At 64.4% G+C, this 18156-nt stretch carries 3 protein-coding genes (1 of these 3 only partly in view); all 3 read left to right on the forward strand.

Going from position 1 to position 18156, the window contains the following annotated elements; translation table 11 throughout:
- A protein-coding gene (locus QWI20_RS26230; RefSeq protein WP_369307875.1) for a non-ribosomal peptide synthase/polyketide synthase crosses the window boundary here: on the forward strand, window positions 1–13875 show its 3' portion. 2313 nt of this gene lie to the left of the window's left edge; only the last 13875 of its 16188 coding nucleotides appear in the window; its start codon lies off the left edge, out of view; its stop codon occupies window positions 13873–13875.
- Entirely contained in the window at window positions 13868–15298 is a 1431-nt protein-coding gene (locus tag QWI20_RS26235) for an aspartate aminotransferase family protein (RefSeq protein WP_369307877.1), read from the forward strand. The genes QWI20_RS26230 and QWI20_RS26235 overlap by 8 nt, the downstream gene beginning before the upstream one ends.
- A 176-nt stretch (window positions 15299–15474) precedes the next feature.
- Window positions 15475–17673 (forward strand): TonB-dependent siderophore receptor, encoded by a 2199-nt coding sequence (locus QWI20_RS26240; protein ID WP_369307878.1) that lies wholly within the window; start codon window positions 15475–15477, stop codon window positions 17671–17673.
- Window positions 17674–18156 lie beyond the last annotated feature (483 nt).

The following is an 18156-nucleotide window of genomic DNA, read 5'->3' on the forward strand; positions in this document are numbered from 1 at the left end:
ATTGTCTGCAGCGGCGAAGCCTTGCCTGCCGATCTGGCCCGGGAAACCCTGCAGCGCCTGCCAAATGCAGGCCTGTTCAATCTGTACGGCCCGACGGAAGCGGCGATCGACGTCACCCACTGGGCCTGCGTTGATGAGCCGGGCGTTTCCGTGCCCATTGGCGCGCCCATCGCCAACCTGCACATTCACATTCTCGACAGCCGCCTCAACCCACAACCCATCGGCGTGCCGGGCGAGCTGTACATCGGCGGTGACGGCCTCGCTCGCGGCTATCACCTGCGACCGGGGCTGACGGCCGAGCGCTTCGTGGCCAGCCCGTTCGGCAGTGGCGAGCGGCTGTATCGCACCGGTGACTTGGCCCGCTGGCGTGCCGACGGCGTGGTGGAATACCTCGGCCGTCTCGATCACCAGATCAAGCTGCGCGGCCTGCGGGTTGAAATCGGAGAAATCGAAGCGGCGCTGCTGGACCACCCGGCGGTCAGCGAAGCGGTGGTCATCGCCCGTGACCTCACCTCCGGCATGCAGCTGGTCGGCTATCTGGTCGCCGACGATGTCGACGAAGAGCAACTGCGCACCCAGCTCAAACAACGCCTGCCGGACTACATGGTCCCGGCCCACTTCGTCACCCTGGACAACCTGCCGCTGTCGGCCAACGGCAAGCTCGACCGCAAAGCACTGCCCGACCCGCAGATCCAGCAGCGTGCCTTCGAAGCACCGCTGGCCGGGGTCGAAACTCAGCTGGCTTTGCTGTGGCAAGACCTGCTCGGCGTCCCGCAAATCGGGCGCCAGGACAACTTCTTTGCCCTCGGCGGCGACTCGATCCTCAGCCTGCAAATCATCTCCCGCGCGCGCAAGTGCGGCATCGTGCTGTCGCCCCGGCAGATGTTCGAACGCCAGACCATCGCTGAACTGGCCCAGGTCGCGCAGGTGGTCAGTCAGGACGCGCCTCCAGTCGAGCGTATCGAGCTGAACCGCGACATCCCGCTGACCCCGATTCAACACTGGTTCTTCCAGCAACCGATGAAGAACCGCAGTCACTGGAATCAGTCGCTCCTGCTGAACCCGAGCGAAGCGCTGGAACTCCCAGCGCTGACCGAAGCCCTTCACGCCGTGATCAACCATCACGACGCCCTGCGGATGCGCTTTGTGCAGCTGGACAACGGCCAGTGGCAGCAACGCTATCGCGCAGAGCTTTCTACTGACGAGCAGTCCCGAAACGGCCTGATCTGGCAGCCTGAAATCAGTCTGAATCAGCTGACCGCAGCCTGCGACGAAGCCCAGGCCACCCTCGATCTGAGGGGCGGCCCGCTGCTGCGCGCCGTGCATTTCAATTTGGCGGACGGCGGCGAACGTCTGTTGCTGGTGGTGCATCATTTGGTGGTGGATGGCGTGTCGTGGCGCATCCTGCTGGAGGACCTGCAAAACGCCTACACCCAGGCCCAAGCCGGCCTCGCCATCGACCTCGGCGACAAGACCGCGTCGTTCCAGCGCTGGGCCAGCCGCTTGCTGGATTTCGCCTACAGCGACGCCGTGCTGGCCGAAGCCGAATACTGGCGCAACCTGCCGTCAGCACCCGCGTTGCCCTGCGCCAATCCCCAAGGGGAAGCGCGCCAAAACAACGTGCGTCAACTGCACCTGCAACTGGACGTTGCGCGCACTGACCGGCTGATCAGCGAGGCCCCGGCGGCGTATCGCACGCAGATCAACGACCTGCTGCTGACCGCGCTGGTCCGGGCGATGAAGCGCTGGAGCGGCCAGTCCCAGGCGATGATCGCCCTGGAAGGCCACGGCCGCGAAGACCTGTTCGACGGGGTTGATCCGTCGCGCACCGTCGGCTGGTTCACCAGCCTGTACCCGGTCAGCCTGCACGCCCCCGACGACCTCGACGCGGCACTCAAACACACCAAGGAAACCCTGCGCGCCGTGCCCAATGGCGGGCTGGGTTATGGCCTGTTGCGCCATCTGCGCGGCGAAGCCTTGCCGGCCCTGGACGGCTGCGTGCTGTTCAACTACATGGGCCGGCTGCAACACAGCAGCGGGCTTTGGCGCCTGGCCGAGGAGGGCAGCGGTGCCCAGCGCGCCGCCGATGCACCACTGAATGGCGAGCTGTCCATCGATGCGCAGATCCGTGACGGCCAGTTCAGCCTGACCTGCAGCTACAGCGGCGAACGCCATGAGTCGGCGTCGATTCAATGCCTTCTGGATGCCTACGGCGTAGCGCTGGATGAGCTGATCGGACACTGCCGCCGCCACTCTGCGGTCACCCCGTCGGACTTCCCGGCACTCGCTCTGACTCAGGCACAACTCGATGCATTGCCGGTCGCGGCCTGGGACATCGAACAGTTGTATCCGCTGACGCCGATGCAGCAGGGCCTGTTGTTCCACACCGAGCTGAGCGGCAGCGAGAACGTCGATTCCGGCAGCGCTCGCGACCTGTACATCAATCAGGTGGCGCTGGACATCGAACACCTGCCGGTGGCCCGCTTCAAATCAGCGTGGGCCGCGGCGGTGCAGCGTCATCCGATCCTGCGTGCGGCGTTCCTGCGCGTGCCCGGCAGCGAACAACCGGTGCAACTGATTCGTCGCGATGCCGCGCTGGTCGTACGCGAACTTGACCTGCGCGCTGGCGATCAATCCCTCGCGGACGTGCTGGTGGCCGAGCGGGAAACCCCGTTCGACCTGCACGCCGCACCGCTGATGCGGGTGTTGCTGGTCCGTCAGAGCGAGACGCTGTGGAAACTGGTCTGGACCTTCCACCATATTCTGCTGGACGGCTGGAGCAGCGCGGCGGTGCTGGGCGAAGTGATTCAGGCGGCGATGTCCGACGCCACGCCGCAGCCGGCCGGGCATTACGCCGATTACGTCGAGTGGCTGCTGAGCCGCGATGCCGAGGGCAGCAAGACCTTCTGGCAGACCCATCTGGCCGGTTTCGACCAGCCGACCATGATGGCCGCAGCCCTGACCGCGCCGACGTCGAGCACCGGCGAGCCGTTGCCGAATCAGGTGCGGGTCACTTCCATGGACTTGAACAGCGAACGGCTGAACAGCGCCGCCCGCCGTCAGCGCGTGACCGTCAACACGCTGATTCAAGCGGTCTGGGTCCTGCTGTTGCAACGCTACACCGGCCAGCAACGGGTCGCCTTCGGCGCCACGGTGTCCGGCCGATCCGCGCAGGTGCCGGGCATCGAGCGCATGCTCGGGCTGTTCATCAACACCCTGCCGCTGGTGCAGGCGCCGCAAGCACAGCAGAAGGTCGGCGACTGGCTCAATGACCTGCAAGCCCACAACCTGGAACTGCGCGAGCACGAACACACGCCGCTGTTCGAGGCCCAGCGCTACGCGGGCCACGCCGGTCGTGATCTGTTCGACAGCCTGCTGGTGTTCGAAAACTACCCGGTGGACGCGGTGCTGCGGGACAAGCAGGCCAACGGCGTCAACCTGGGTTCCGTCGAGCTCAGCGACAAGACCCATTACCCGCTGAGCCTGGCGGTGGTGGCGGGCGAGCACGCCCATGTGCACGTCAATTACCACAGCAACGTGTTCAGCGCCGAACAGATCTCGCGCTTGTGCGGGCATTTTCAGGCGTTGCTGGATGGCATCTGCCGCTTCCCCGAGGCGCGCATTGGCGAGCTGTCGATGCTCACCGAAGGGGACATCGACGCCATGCACGCCTGGAACACGCCGCCGTTTTCGCCTTACGTCGATCGACCGATCCATGAGCTGATCGCCGACCACGCGCGCATTCGGCCCGACGCCATCGCGCTGGTCCATGGCCAGCAGCGCCTGACCTTCGCCGAGTTCGACCGTCGCGCCAACCAACTGGCCCACGCCTTGCGCGCCCGGGGCATCGGCACCGAAGTGCGCGTGGCAATCGCGATGGAGCGGGGGATTGATCTGTGGCTGGCGTTTTATGCCGTGCTGAAAGCCGGTGGCGCCTACATTCCGCTCGACCCGGATTACCCGACCGAGCGCCTGCGCTACATGCTGGAAGACGGCGGCGTGAAGCTGTTGATCAGCCACGACGCCGCGCTGGATCGTGTGCCGGTCGGTGATGTGCCGCTGCTCAATCTGGACGAACTGGACTGCTCGTCTGAGCCATTCACGGCCCCGGACGTCACGATTCATCCGCAGCAACTGGCCTACCTGATTTACACCTCAGGCTCGACCGGCAAGCCGAAGGGTGCGGCCATTGCCCACCGCGACATCTCGATGCACATCCAGACCATCGGCGAGCGTTACCGCTTCACCCCGGAGGACCGCAAGTTCCACTTCCTCTCGATCAGCTTCGACGGCGCCCACGAAGGTTGGATGATGCCGCTGTGCTACGGCGCTCGAGTGGTGCTGCGCGATCAGGAATTGTGGAGCGTTGAACAGACCTACGACACGCTGATTCGCGAAGGCATCACCGTGGCCTCGTTCCCGCCCAGCTACCTGCGTCAGCTGTCCGACTGGGCCGGCGTGCAGGGGAAAGGCCCGGGGGTGAAAACCTACTGCTTCGCCGGTGAAGCCTTCAGCCGCGAAATGCTCCACGACGTCATTCGCAATCTGCAACCGCTGTGGATCATCAACGGTTACGGCCCAACGGAAACCGTGGTCACGCCGACGCTGTGGCTGGCCTCCGCTGAAACCGCCGACTTCACCACGGCCTACGCGCCGATTGGTGATCTGGTGGGTGATCGTCAGGGCTACGTGATGGACGCGGATTTGAACCCGCTGCCCCAGGGCATTGCCGGTGAGCTGTATCTGGGCGGCGCGGTGGCGCGGGGTTATCTGGACCGTCCCGGCGCAACCGCTGAGCGTTTCCTGCCACATCCGTTCCAGGCCGGTGAGCGCCTCTATCGCAGTGGGGACCGCGTGCGTCTGAACAGCGAAGGGCTGCTGGAGTACCTAGGCCGCATCGATCACCAGATCAAGATTCGTGGCTTCCGCATTGAGGCCGGTGAAATCGAAGCGGCGCTGAAGGCCTGCGACGGCGTACGCGAGGCCTTGGTCATTGTCCGCGACAGCGCGAACGGAAAGGTTTTGCTGGGCTATGTCGGCGGCAACGGTCTGGCCGAGGACAGCCTCAAGAATCAGCTGAAAAACACCCTGCCGGAATACATGGTCCCGGCGCACATCGTTGTCATGGAGCGCTTGCCTCAGTTGCCCAACGGCAAACTCGACCGCAACGCGCTGCCCGATCCGCAGGTGATCTCCAGCGACTACCAAGCGCCGCAAACGCTCCTTGAACAACAACTCGCCGCGCTGTGGCAGCCGTTGCTGGGCATCGATGCGGTCGGCCGCAACGATCACTTTTTCGAGCTCGGCGGCCACTCATTGCTGGCGATGCAGCTGATTTCCCGGCTGCGCCATGAGCATCAACTGAGCGTGCCATTGCGTGCCTTGTTCGACGCGCCGCGCCTGAGCGATTTCGCCCAGCGCATCGCCGCGCTGGCACCGACCGATGCCACCCAGCTTGAACTGACCCCACGCCGGCAGAATCGCGCCGTGCAGTCGTTCTCCCAACAGCGCTTGTGGTTCCTCGATCAGCTGCAACCCGGCGGCCACGCCTACAACCTGCCGGGCGCCGTACGCTTGCGCGGCGAGTTGAACGAGGCCGCATTGCAGTCGGCATTCGACGGCCTGACCGCGCGCCATGAAGTGCTGCGCACGCGGTTCCTGGCGGTCGATGGCGTGCCGATGCAACAGATCGAGCCTGCTTCAAGGGTGGAGATCGAGAGGCTGGATATCAGCCATGAGGGGGATATCGACGCAGCCTTCAACGCCCTGGCCCAAGACTTCGTCAAGCGTCCGTTCGACCTGTCGCGCAGCCCGGTCTGGCGACTGGCGCTGGTGCGGGTCGCGGCGGACGAACAGCGTCTGCTGCTGTGCCTGCACCACATGATCTCGGACGGCTGGTCGGTGCGCGTGCTGCTCCAGGAATTCTGCGAGCTGTACCGCGCGGCCGTGGAAAACCGCGCGCCGCACCTCGCGCCATTGCCGGTGCAGTACGCCGACTTTGCCGCCTGGCAGCGCGAATGGCTGGCGGCGGGCGAGGGTGAGCGGCAACTGAACTACTGGCGCGAGCAACTGGGTGATCAGCACCCGGTGCTGGAACTGCCGACCGACCGGCCGCGTCCGCCCCAGCAGAGCTATCGCGGTGATCGCGTGCTGTTCGCCTTCGATACCGCGTTCAGTCAGCGCCTGCGCGAGTTCGCCAGACAACAGGGCGTCACGCCGTTCATGGCGATCCTGTCGGCGTATCAGGTGTTGCTGCACCGCCTGAGCGGGCAAAACGACCTGCGCATCGGCGTGCCGATTGCCGGCCGTTCGCGGTTGGAAGTCGAAGGGCTGATCGGCTTCTTCGTCAGCACCCAGGTGCTGCGCGCCGAGGTGTCTGCCGAGCTGACCTATCGCCAGGTGTTGGAACAGGCCACGACGCGGACCCTCGGCGCCCAGGCCCATCAGGACCTGCCGTTCGAGCAACTGGTCGAGGCGCTGCAACCTGCGCGCAGCCTGAGCCATAACCCTCTGTTCCAGGTGGCCTACGACCATCAGCAGCAGAACTTTGAATCCCTCGCTGGATTGCCCGGCCTGCGCGCCGAGGTGCTGCCGCTGGACGATGGCAGCAGTCAGTTCGACCTGGCGCTGAACACCCACGAAGACGCCGATGGCGGGCTGGGTGGGTCGTGGAATTACGCCACGGATCTGTTCGATCACGGCAGTATCGAGCGCTTGCATGGGCGCTTTGAGCAGCTGTTTGACGAGTTGATCGAGCAGCCGGACGCGGCGATTGGTGACTTTGAGTTGTTGGATGCCGAAGACCGCGCGCAGTTGGCGCTGGTCAATGACACGGCGCGGGATGGGGGCTCGGAGCCGTTTGTGCATCGGCATTTTGAGGGTCTGGCTCAATTGCATCCCGAGCGGGAAGCGTTGCGTTTTGGCGAGGAGACGTTGAGTTATCGCGAGCTGGATCAGCGGGCGAATCAGCTGGCCCATTACCTTCGAGAGCAGGGCGTCGGTCGCGAATCGCTGGTAGGCGTGGCGGCGTTGCGCTCGGTTGAGATGGTCGTCGCGCTGTATGCGGTGCTCAAAGCCGGTGCTGCGTACGTGCCGCTGGATCCCGAGTATCCCGCTGATCGTCTGCGTTACATGCTCGAAGATGCAGGGATTGGATTGCTGCTGAGCCACGATGCTGTGGTGAATGACCTGCCGGTTGTGGAAGGGCTGCGGGTGCTGAATCTGGATCAGCTTGACCTCTCAGGCCAGCCAGTGACGGCGCCGAGTGTCGAGCTGCACCCTGAACAACTGGCCTACATGATTTACACCTCCGGCTCGACCGGCAAACCGAAAGGCGCGGGCAACACTCACGCAGCACTGTTCAACCGTTTGGCCTGGATGCAGGAGGCTTACGCCCTCGACGCATCCGACGCGGTGCTGCAAAAAACGCCGTTCAGTTTCGACGTTTCGGTCTGGGAGTTCTTCTGGCCGTTGATGGTCGGCGCGCGTCTGGTGGTCGCCCAGCCGGGTGATCATCGCGATCCGCTGGTGTTGAAGACGCTGATCGAACAACAGCAGATCACCACGCTGCACTTCGTCCCATCCATGCTCGGTGCCTTCATGGCCCAAGACGACCTCACCGGTTGCGCTTCTCTGAAACGCATCGTGTGCAGCGGCGAAGCCTTGCCTGCCGATCTGGCGCGGGAAACGCTTCAGCGCCTGCCAAATGCTGGCCTGTTCAATCTTTACGGCCCAACCGAAGCGGCCATCGACGTTACCCACTGGACCTGCGTTGATGAGCCGGGCATTTCCGTGCCTATCGGCCGCCCGATCAACAACCTGCAGATCCACATCCTCGACAGCCGCTTGAATCCGCAACCCATCGGCGTGCCCGGTGAGCTGTACATCGGCGGCGACGGCCTCGCTCGCGGCTATCACCTTCGTCCGGGCCTGACCGCCGAGCGCTTTGTCGCCAGCCCATTCGGCACCGGCGAGCGGCTCTATCGCACCGGTGACCTGGCGCGCTGGCGTGCCGACGGCGTGGTGGAGTACCTCGGCCGTCTGGATCACCAGATCAAGCTGCGCGGCCTGCGGGTTGAAATCGGCGAGATCGAAGCGGTGCTGCTGGATCACCCAGCAGTGAACGAAGCGGTGGTCATCGCCCGTGAACTCGCCACTGGGATGCAACTGGTGGGCTATCTGGTCGCCGAGGCGTTCGACGAAGAACACCTGCGCTCCCAGCTCAAACAACGCCTGCCGGACTACATGGTCCCGGCGCACTTCGTCACGCTGGACAGCCTGCCGCTGTCCGCCAACGGCAAGCTCGATCGCAAAGCGCTGCCCGATCCACAGATTCAGCAGCGTAGCTTCGAAGCGCCGCTGGCCGGGGTCGAAACTCAACTGGCTGCGTTGTGGCAAGCGTTGCTCGGCGTTGCGCAGATCGGCCGTCAGGACAACTTCTTCGCCCTGGGCGGCCACTCGCTGCTGGGCATTCAACTGGTGGCGCAGATTCGTCGCGACCTGAAGCTTGAGCTGCCCCTGCGTGCGCTGTTCGAGTCGCCGGTGCTCGTGGATCTTGCGCAGTACCTGAACACCCGGGCGCTCGCCACGGCGATGCCGGTTCTGCAACCGCGTGCCGACCGGGAATTGGCGCCGCAGTCCTTCGCCCAGCAGCGCCTGTGGTTCCTCGCGCAGCTGGAGCCCGAGAGCGTCGCGTACAACCTGCCGTGCGTGCTCAACCTCAGCGGCGCGCTGAAACTCGATGCCCTGCAGCAGACCTTCGACGCCCTCGCGGCCCGTCACGAAACCCTGCGCACCTGTTTCCGCCCATCGCCGATGCAAAACGGTGAGGCGGTACCTCAGCAGCGGATTCTGCCGGTCAGCAGCGTGCACATCGCCCGTCACGACCTGCGCGACAACGCTGCGCCGGAAGCCGCATTCGACGCGCTGGCAGAGGCTTTCATGAATCAGCCGTTCGACCTCGACGCGGAGCGCGCGCCGTGGCGGGTGGCCCTGGCACGGGTGGCGGACGATCAGTGGCGCCTGCTGCTGTGCATGCACCACATCATCTCCGACGGCTGGTCGGTGCAGGTCATGCTCGAAGACTTCGCCGCGCTGTACCGCCGGTTCGCCCAGGGCAGCGACGCGCAACTGGCTGAGCTAAGCGTGCACTACGCCGACTACGCCAGCTGGCAGCGCGAACACCTGAGCGGCGCCGAGCGTGAGCGCCAGCTGAACTGGTGGCGCGAGGCGCTGGGTGACGAGCAGCCGGTGCTGGAATTGCCGGCGGACCGTTCGCGTCCCGCCGAGCGCGACGGCAAAGGCGGGCGCCATGCCTTCGTGCTGCCGCAGGATCTGGCCGAGACGCTGCGCCAGACCGCCAAAGCCCACGACGCCACGCTGTTCATGCTGTTCCTGGCCTCGTTCGACACGCTGCTTTATCGCCTCAGCGGCCAGCGCGATTTGCGCATCGGTGTGCCGGTGGCGGGGCGTGCCGAGGTGCAGACCCAGGGCCTGATCGGCTTCTTCGTCAACACCCTGGTGCTGCGCGCCCAGGTCAGCGGCGACCAGCCGTTCAACGCGCTGCTGGCCCAGGTCAAGGACAACCTGCTCGGCGCCCACGCCCATCAGGACCTGCCGTTCGAGCAACTGGTGGAAGCCCTGCAACCGGCGCGCAGCCTGAGCGTCAACCCGCTGTTCCAGGTCAGCTACAACCACCAGCAACAGCCGGATCTGTCGCTGCTGCAGTTCGACGGACTGAGCTGCGAAGCGCGCCAGTGGGACATCAAGGGCGCGCAGTTCGATCTGGTCCTCGGCACCTTCGAACACCGCGACGGCCGCATCAGCGGCTACCTCGATTACGCCACCGACCTGTTCGACGCCTCGACCGTGGCGCGTTTGTTCGAGCAACTGGTCACGTTGCTGCGGGCAATCTGCGCGCAACCCAATGCCGCCATCGGCGACCTGCCGTTGCTCGGCGAGACCGACCTGGCCGCGCTGGATCAATGGAACACGCCGCCGTTCTCGCCTTACGTCGATCGGCCGATTCATGAGCTGATTGCCGACCACGCGCGTATTCGGCCCGACGCCATCGCGCTGGTCCACGGCGAACAGCGCCTGACGTTTGCCGAGTTCGACCGCCGCTCCAATCAACTGGCCCACGCCTTGCGCGCCCGGGGCATCGGCACCGAAGTGCGGGTGGCAATCGCGATGGAGCGGGGGATTGATCTGTGGCTGGCGTTCTATGCCGTATTGAAAGCCGGTGGTGCTTACATTCCGCTCGACCCGGATTACCCGACCGAGCGCCTGCGCTACATGCTCGAAGACGGCGGGGTGAAGCTGCTGATCAGCCACGGTGCAGCGCTGGATCGCGTGCCGGTGGGCGACGTGCCGCTGTTGAATATCGATGAGCTGGATTGCTCGTCCGAGCCGGTGTCGGCGCCCGAGGTGGTGATTCACCCGCAGCAACTGGCCTACCTGATTTACACCTCGGGTTCGACCGGCAAGCCAAAGGGTGCGGCTATCGCCCACGCCGACATCTCGATGCACATCCAGACCATCGGCGAGCGTTACCGCTTCACGCCGGAGGACCGCAAGTTCCACTTCCTGTCGATCAGCTTCGACGGCGCCCACGAAGGCTGGATGATGCCGCTGTGTTACGGCGCCCGTGTGGTGTTGCGCGACCAGGAATTGTGGAGCGTCGAGCAGACCTACGACACGCTGATTCGCGAAGGCATCACCGTGGCCTCGTTCCCGCCGAGCTACCTGCGTCAGCTGTCCGACTGGGCCGGCGTGCAGGGCAAGGGGCCTGGGGTGAAAACCTACTGCTTCGCCGGTGAAGCCTTCAGCCGCGAAATGCTCCACGACGTGATTCGCAATCTGCAGCCGCTGTGGATCATCAACGGCTACGGCCCGACGGAAACCGTTGTCACGCCGACGCTCTGGCTGGCCTCCGCCGAGACCGCCGACTTCACCACCGCCTACGCGCCGATTGGTGATCTGGTCGGCGATCGTCAGGGCTACGTGATGGACGCGGATCTGAACCCGCTGCCCCAGGGCATTGCCGGTGAGCTGTACCTCGGCGGCGCGGTGGCGCGGGGTTATCTGGACCGTCCCGGCGCAACCGCTGAACGCTTCCTGCCGCACCCGTTCCGCGCTGGCGAACGCATTTACCGCAGTGGGGACCGCGTGCGCCTGAACAGCGAAGGGCTGCTGGAATACCTCGGCCGCATCGACCATCAGATCAAGATCCGCGGCTTCCGCATCGAAGCCGGTGAAATCGAAGCAGCCCTCAAGGCTTGCGACGGTGTGCGCGAGGCGCTGGTGATCGTGCGCGACAAAGGCAACGGCAAGCAGTTGCTGGGCTATGTCGGTGGCAACGATTTATCTGAAGACAGCCTGAAGAATCAGCTGAAAAACACCCTGCCTGAATACATGGTGCCGGCGCACATCGTGGTCATGGCGCGCCTGCCGCAGCTGCCCAACGGCAAGCTGGACCGCAACGCGCTGCCTGATCCGCAGGTCGGCAGTCAGGCCTTCGAAGCGCCGGAAGGTGAGCGCGAAGTCGAGCTGGCGCGGGTCTGGCAGCAATTGCTGGGCGTTGAAAGCATCAGTCGCCAGGACAGCTTCTTCGAGCTGGGCGGCGATTCAATCCAGTCGCTGGCGGTCATCACCCGTCTGCGTCAGGTCGGTTTCAAGCTTCTGCCGAAGGACGTGTTCAGCCATCCGCGGCTCAAGGATCTGGCCCTGCGCCTGACGGTCATCGAGGCCAGCGCAGTGCTGTTGATCGAAGACGCGCCGATGGGCGAGCTGCCGTTGACGCCGATTCAGGCGCACTTCTTCGAGCAGCCGATGGCCAACCGCGCGCACTTCAATCAGGCGCTGTTGCTGGACGTGCAGCGTCCGCTGGAACCGGCGCTGTTGAGCCAGGCGCTGGCCGCGCTGCTGGGTCATCACGACGGCCTCAACCTGAGTTTCCAGCAGCATGCCGACGGGCGCTGGCAGCAGCAGTATCGAGCGACACCTGCCGCCGACAGCCTCTGGCTGCGTGACGTGGCCGATGATCAGGCCATGACTGTGCTGTGCGAACAGGCCCAGCGCAGCCTCGACCTGCATGACGGTCCGCTGTTGCGCGTGGTGCTGGCGCAGATGCCGGAAGGGCAAAAGCTGTTGCTGGTCGCCCATCACTTGGTGGTCGATGGCGTGTCGTGGCGGGTGCTGCTGGAGGATCTGGCGCGGGCTTACGCGCAGATCGCTTCGGGCAGTGCGGTCGATCTCGGGCCGAAATCCAGCAGCTTCCAGCGCTGGGCTCGGCATCTGGTCGATGCGGCACGAGCGCCTGAGCGCCAAACCGAAGTGGGCCAGTGGCGGGAGCAGGTCGGCAGCACCGAGCCGGTCTGGCCGGTGGACCACCCTGAAGGCCGCGCCACGCAACAGGACCTTGAGCAGTGCGAACTGCTGCTGGACGCCGGGCTGACCCGTCGTCTGCTGCGTGAAGCCCCGGCGGCACTGGCGGCGCGCACCGATGAAATTCTGTTGGCGGTGCTCGCCGTAGCGCTGAAGGGCTGGACTGGCCAGTCCGACACCCTCATCGCGTTGGAAGGCCATGGCCGTGAGGCGCTGGTTGACGGTCTGGATGTCGGTCGCACGGTGGGTTGGTTCACCAGCCTGTTCCCGCTGCGGGTGCGTGCTGCAAACGACATCCGCCAGACCCTGATCGGCGTGCGCGACAGCCTGCGGGGTTTGCCGGACAAGGGCGTCGGCTTCGGACTGCTGCGCTATCTGGGCGACGATTCGGCGCGTCAGGCACTGGCCGCGCTGCCGGAACCCAAGGTGGTGTTCAACTACCTCGGTCAGTTCGATCAGGACTTGGGCGATGGCCGCTTCTCGCCGTCGAAGGTGTCGGCCGGGGCGCTGGTCGACCCCTCCACGCCGCTGAATCGCGAGCTGGAAATCAACGGCCAGGTCTTCGCCGGGCAATTGGGGCTGACCTTCCGTTTCAGCGGTCAGCGTTACCTGCGCCAGACCATCGAACGCCTGCAAACGGCCTATCGCGACGCATTGGTCGCGTTGCTGGAAAGCCTGCCGTCGGCACAACCTGCTGCGCCGCAATCGACTGCGCCGCAAAACCTGCCGGTCAACCGCGACGGTGCGCCGAATCCATTGATTCGTCTGAGCAGCGGCGCCAGCGACAAGCCGCCGGTGTTCTGCGTGCACCCAGTCAGTGGCACGGTGGTCGGCTACTACGCGCTGGCCCGGCGGCTGTCTGCGCAGTGGGACGTCTGGGGCATTCAGAACCGTCAGGTGCTGGACGGCCAGTGGCGCGACAGTGCCATCGAGCAAATGGCCCGGGACTACGTCAAGGCGCTGCTCGAACAGCAGCCGTCCGGTACGTACCGGCTGATCGGCTGGTCCATGGGCGGGACCATGGTCCTGGAAATGGCCCGACTGCTGACCCGACTCGGCAAGCGCGTCGAGTTCGTCGGCCTGATCGACGGCTACGTGCCGGGCGCCGGTCAGCCGCGTCCTGCCGTGCCGGAAAGCGCGGCGCTTGAAGCTGTTGACGGCGATGAAGGCCTGGAAGCCGACGCCCACTGGCAACAGTTGCTCGGCGTCGAGCGGCACATGCGCCAGTTGGCCAATCAATGCCGCCAGATCCACGCCCTCAGCGTGCCGGTCTACGCCTGGTGGGCCGAGCGCTCGCCGGAAAATAACGATAACGCACCGGCTCTTCTGGAGCAGGGCATGGGTGTTCGCTTGCAGGTTTCAGCCTGGATCGACGCCGACCACCTTTCGATCGTCCGTGATCAGCCGTTCATCACTCAACTTGCCGAGGCCCTCGCGCAGGTCAACGAACGCCCCCATTCCCACGATTTCCAGGAGCACGAACATGCATAGCCAACACAACGTGACGCCGATTGCCGCCCGCCACAGCGAGGCGCTGTCGAGCAGCCCGGACGCCGCAGTGGCGAACGCCGACTACCGCTTTGCGCCGACCCCGCGACTGGAGCGGCAGGCCGCCGTGGAATCCAACGCCCGCAGCTACCCGCGGCGCATCCCCCTGGAACTCAAGCGCGCCCAGGGCATTCACGTGCAGGACAGCGAAGGGCGCTGGTTCATCGATTGCCTGGCCGGCGCCGGCACCCTGGCGCTGGGGCATAACCACCCCGAAGTGATCCAGGCCATGCGCGCCACCCTCGACGGCCAGCGGCCGCTGCACACCCTGGACCTGATGACCGAAGCCAAGGACGATTTCATCAACGAACTTTTCGCCCTGTTGCCGGCGGAATTCGCCAAGGACGCGCGCATTCAGTTCTGCGGGCCGGCCGGGACCGATGCGGTGGAAGCGGCGCTGAAACTGGTGCGCACCGCCACCGGACGCAGCAACCTGATGGCCTACCACGGCGCCTATCACGGCATGACCCAGGGCGCGCTGGCGCTGATGGGCAACCTCGGGCCGAAGACCTATCTGGACGGCATGGCCGGCGGCGCGCAGTTCCTGCCGTTTCCGTATGACTACCGCTGCCCGTTCGGCGTCGGCGGCGAAGCCGGCGAGCGCATCGGCCTGCATTACATCGAGAACCAGCTCACCGACCCGGAAAGCGGCGTGTTGCCGCCGGCCGGGATGATTCTGGAAACCCTGCAGGGGGAGGGCGGCGTGGTGCCGACCTCGGCGAACTGGCTGCGGGAAATCCGCCGCATCACCCGCGACGCCGGCGTGCCGCTGATTCTCGACGAAATCCAGTGTGGCGTCGGCCGTACCGGCAAGCCGTTTGCCTTCGAACACGCGGGCATCGTGCCGGACGTGCTGGTGCTGTCCAAAGCCATCGGCGGCAGCCAGCCCATGGCAGTGGTGGTCTACAACAAGTCCCTGGACGTATGGAAACCGGGCTCCCATGCCGGCACTTTCCGGGGTAATCAGCTGGCGATGGTGGCCGGCTCGACAACCCTGCGTATCGTCCGTGAACAGCAACTGGACCTGCACGCCGCTACCATGGGCGAGCGTCTGATTGGCCACCTGCGTTCGCTGCAGAAAGACTTTCCGCAGATGGGCGATGTGCGCGGCATGGGCCTGATGCTCGGCGTGGAAATGGTCGACCTCGACGGCCGCCCCGACGCCCTCGGCCACTTCCCCCACAGCGGCGCGCTGGCCTCGACCGTCCAGCGTGAGTGCCTGCAACGCGGGCTGATCATCGAAGTGGGCGGGCGGCACTCGTCGGTCATTCGTTTCCTGCCGCCGCTGATCGTCACCGCCGCGCAGATCGACCAGATCGCCGACATCTTTGCCGCCGCCGTTTCAGCCGCCGTCAAACAGCGTTAAACCCTTGTTCTAACAGCGTTGAAACAGGGCGTAGGACCAGCGATGGCCCTTCGCCCTTTTTTTACAATAAGAATGGTAATGAGAAACGTTCTTTGTTACATTTTCACGCTTTTTTGACATAAGCGGTCAATTTTGGGGCGTTGCCCCGTGTGATTTAAAAGGGAGGGGGAGTTCGGATGGCGAGCAATAACAAGGGTCACTTCAAGGTCAATGCCTTGGCAGCGTTCGTCGCAACGGTCGCCTGTCACGGCGCGGCATGGGCGGCGGATGCCCCGGCCAAGGCCGTGCAGGGCGCCACTATCGAACTGCAGAATTCGGTGGTCAGCGGTGAAGCGCCCGAAGGGCAGGAAACCGTCGGCTATCAGGTGAAGAACAGCACGGCGGGCACCAAGACCAGCACACCGCTGTCGGAAACCCCGCGCTCGGTGTCAGTGGTGACACGCCAGCGCATTCAGGATCAAGGCTCGCAAACCCTGACCGACATCCTCGGTTACGTCCCCGGCATCTTCGCCCCACCGTTTGCGGTCGGCGACGCACTGGCCGGTGACTTGTTCTCCATTCGCGGCTACAACGCCACCGACTACGGCTACGGCCTGCTCAAGGACGGCCTGCGTCTGCAAGGCAACCGCTACGACACCACCACCGAACCCTATGGCCTGGAACGCACCGAAGTGTTCCGTGGCCCGAGCTCGATCCTCTACGGCGAAAACGCGCCGGGCGGGCTGGTCAACCTGGTCAGCAAGCGCCCGACCGAAACCGCCCAGGGCGAAGCGAAATTCACCTACGGCAGCAACAACCGCCGGCAACTGTCCCTCGACGTCTCCGGTCCGCTGACCGACGACAACCGCATCCTCGGCCGCGTGGTCATGCTCGGTCGCAACGCCGACACCCAGGTCGATTCGGTACCGGACGACCGCATTTACATCGCGCCGTCGATGACCTTCAACTTCGACGAAGACACCGCGCTGACCCTGCTTTCGTCCTACCAGCGCGACCGCACCAAGCTGCTGCTCGGCTACCCCGCTGCGGGCACCTTGCTGAACAACGTCAACGGCAAGATCGGCAAGGACCAATTCAACGGCAACCCGAACTGGGACGACTTCGAGCGCGAAACCTGGACCCTGGGTTACGAGTTCAAGCACCAGCTCAACGACACCTGGCAGTTCCGCCAGAACTCGCGCTTCATGGAATCGCGTCTGGACCGTCACGAGACCTGGCCGAACAGCCTGAACAACGCCGGCTTCGGCAGTACGTTGACCAGCACCGCCTACGACCGCGACAACAAGTCGATCACCTACTCGCTGGACAACCAGTTCGAAGGCCACTTCACCTCCGGCGCGCTGGACAACACCGTGCTGCTGGGCGCGAGCTACGACCGCACTTCGTTCAACCAGGACTGGGCGGCCGGCAACGGCGGTACCTACAACGCCTTCAACCCGGTGTTCCCGTCGGGTAACCCGCGCATGCTCGCGACGGTTCAGAACTCGCAGCTGGACCAGCAGATGTACGGCGCGTACGGCCAGTTGCAGAGCAAGTACAACAACTGGATTTACCTGTTGGGCGGTCGTCAGGACTTCGTCAACAGCCAATACCGCAACCGCGCCGGCACCACCAGTGGCGCGTCGGATCTGGACGGCTGGGATCATCGTTTCAGCTGGCAGACGGGTTTGATGTACCAGTTCGAGAACGGTATTTCGCCGTACGTGAGTTACTCGACGGCGTTCACGCCGGTGCAGCAGTCGTCGCAACCGAACGGCGAGTTGCTCGATCCGATTCTCAGCGAGCAGTACGAGATGGGCCTGAAGTACGAGCCGGCTGGCTGGAACACGACGTTCAGCGCGGCGGTGTTTGACCTGACCAAGACCCACGACGTGATTTCCGGTTCGAATGGCTTCAGCCGTCAGATCGGCAAGAGCGAGTCGAAGGGCGTGGAGCTGGAGGTCAACAGTGACGTGACGAAGAACCTGAGCCTCACGGCGTCGTATACCTACACCGATGCGCGGGTGACGAAGGACAGTCCGGGGTCGTTGTACGAGGATCATCAGTTGACCGGCATACCGCGTAATCAGGCGAGTACGTGGGCGACCTATCGCTTCCTCGACGGTCCGATGAGTGGTTTCCGCGTGGGTGGCGGGGTGCGTTATTTCGATAATACGTTCGCGTATACCGCGCCGACGCTGTACGGGAAGTTGAAGACGGGTGATGTGACGCTGGTGGATGCGTTGGTGGGGTATGACATCGATAAGCATTGGTCGGTGGATGTGAATGCGAAGAATCTGTTCGATAAGGAGTATGTGAGCGGCTGCAATAATGCGGGTCGGTGTTATTGGGGCGAAGAGCGGACAGTGCTGGGGACCGTTGCGTTTCGCTGGTAATCCGCTCTTAAGGTCAAAAGCGTCTGCCTGGGGGCAGACTGTTTCGCCTTCGGCGACTTACTTTTGAAAAGCACCAAAAGTAAGCAAAAGTGCCTGCTCCTGGTTGGGCCCGACTTCGTCGGGTTCCTTCACTCCGGTCCCGCTCCGTGGGCCCGCTGCCATCCGCCATCCATGGCGGGGGGCAGCTCTCGCCGCATCCATGCGGCTCGGCCCACTCCGCGAAACCTCCGTTCAGCCCGCACCCAAGTCGCGATGGGTGTCGTCTGGACTTCCTGCGTAGGAAGATCAAAAGCAACGGCAACGGCAACGGCAACGGCAACGGCAACGGCTTCCCGGCTGAAGCCGGTCCTACAGGCGCGCGCGGTCTAATTAGTGCAGACTGTGTGAAAACCTAGCCAACCTGCCTCAGATCTAAGAAAATGCCCCGCATCGAAAGATGCGGGGCATTTTCTTATGGCGTACATCCAGGGCGAATCTCGAAAC

This window comes from Pseudomonas sp. W2-17 (assembly GCF_041060445.1).
Lineage (GTDB): Bacteria > Pseudomonadota > Gammaproteobacteria > Pseudomonadales > Pseudomonadaceae > Aquipseudomonas.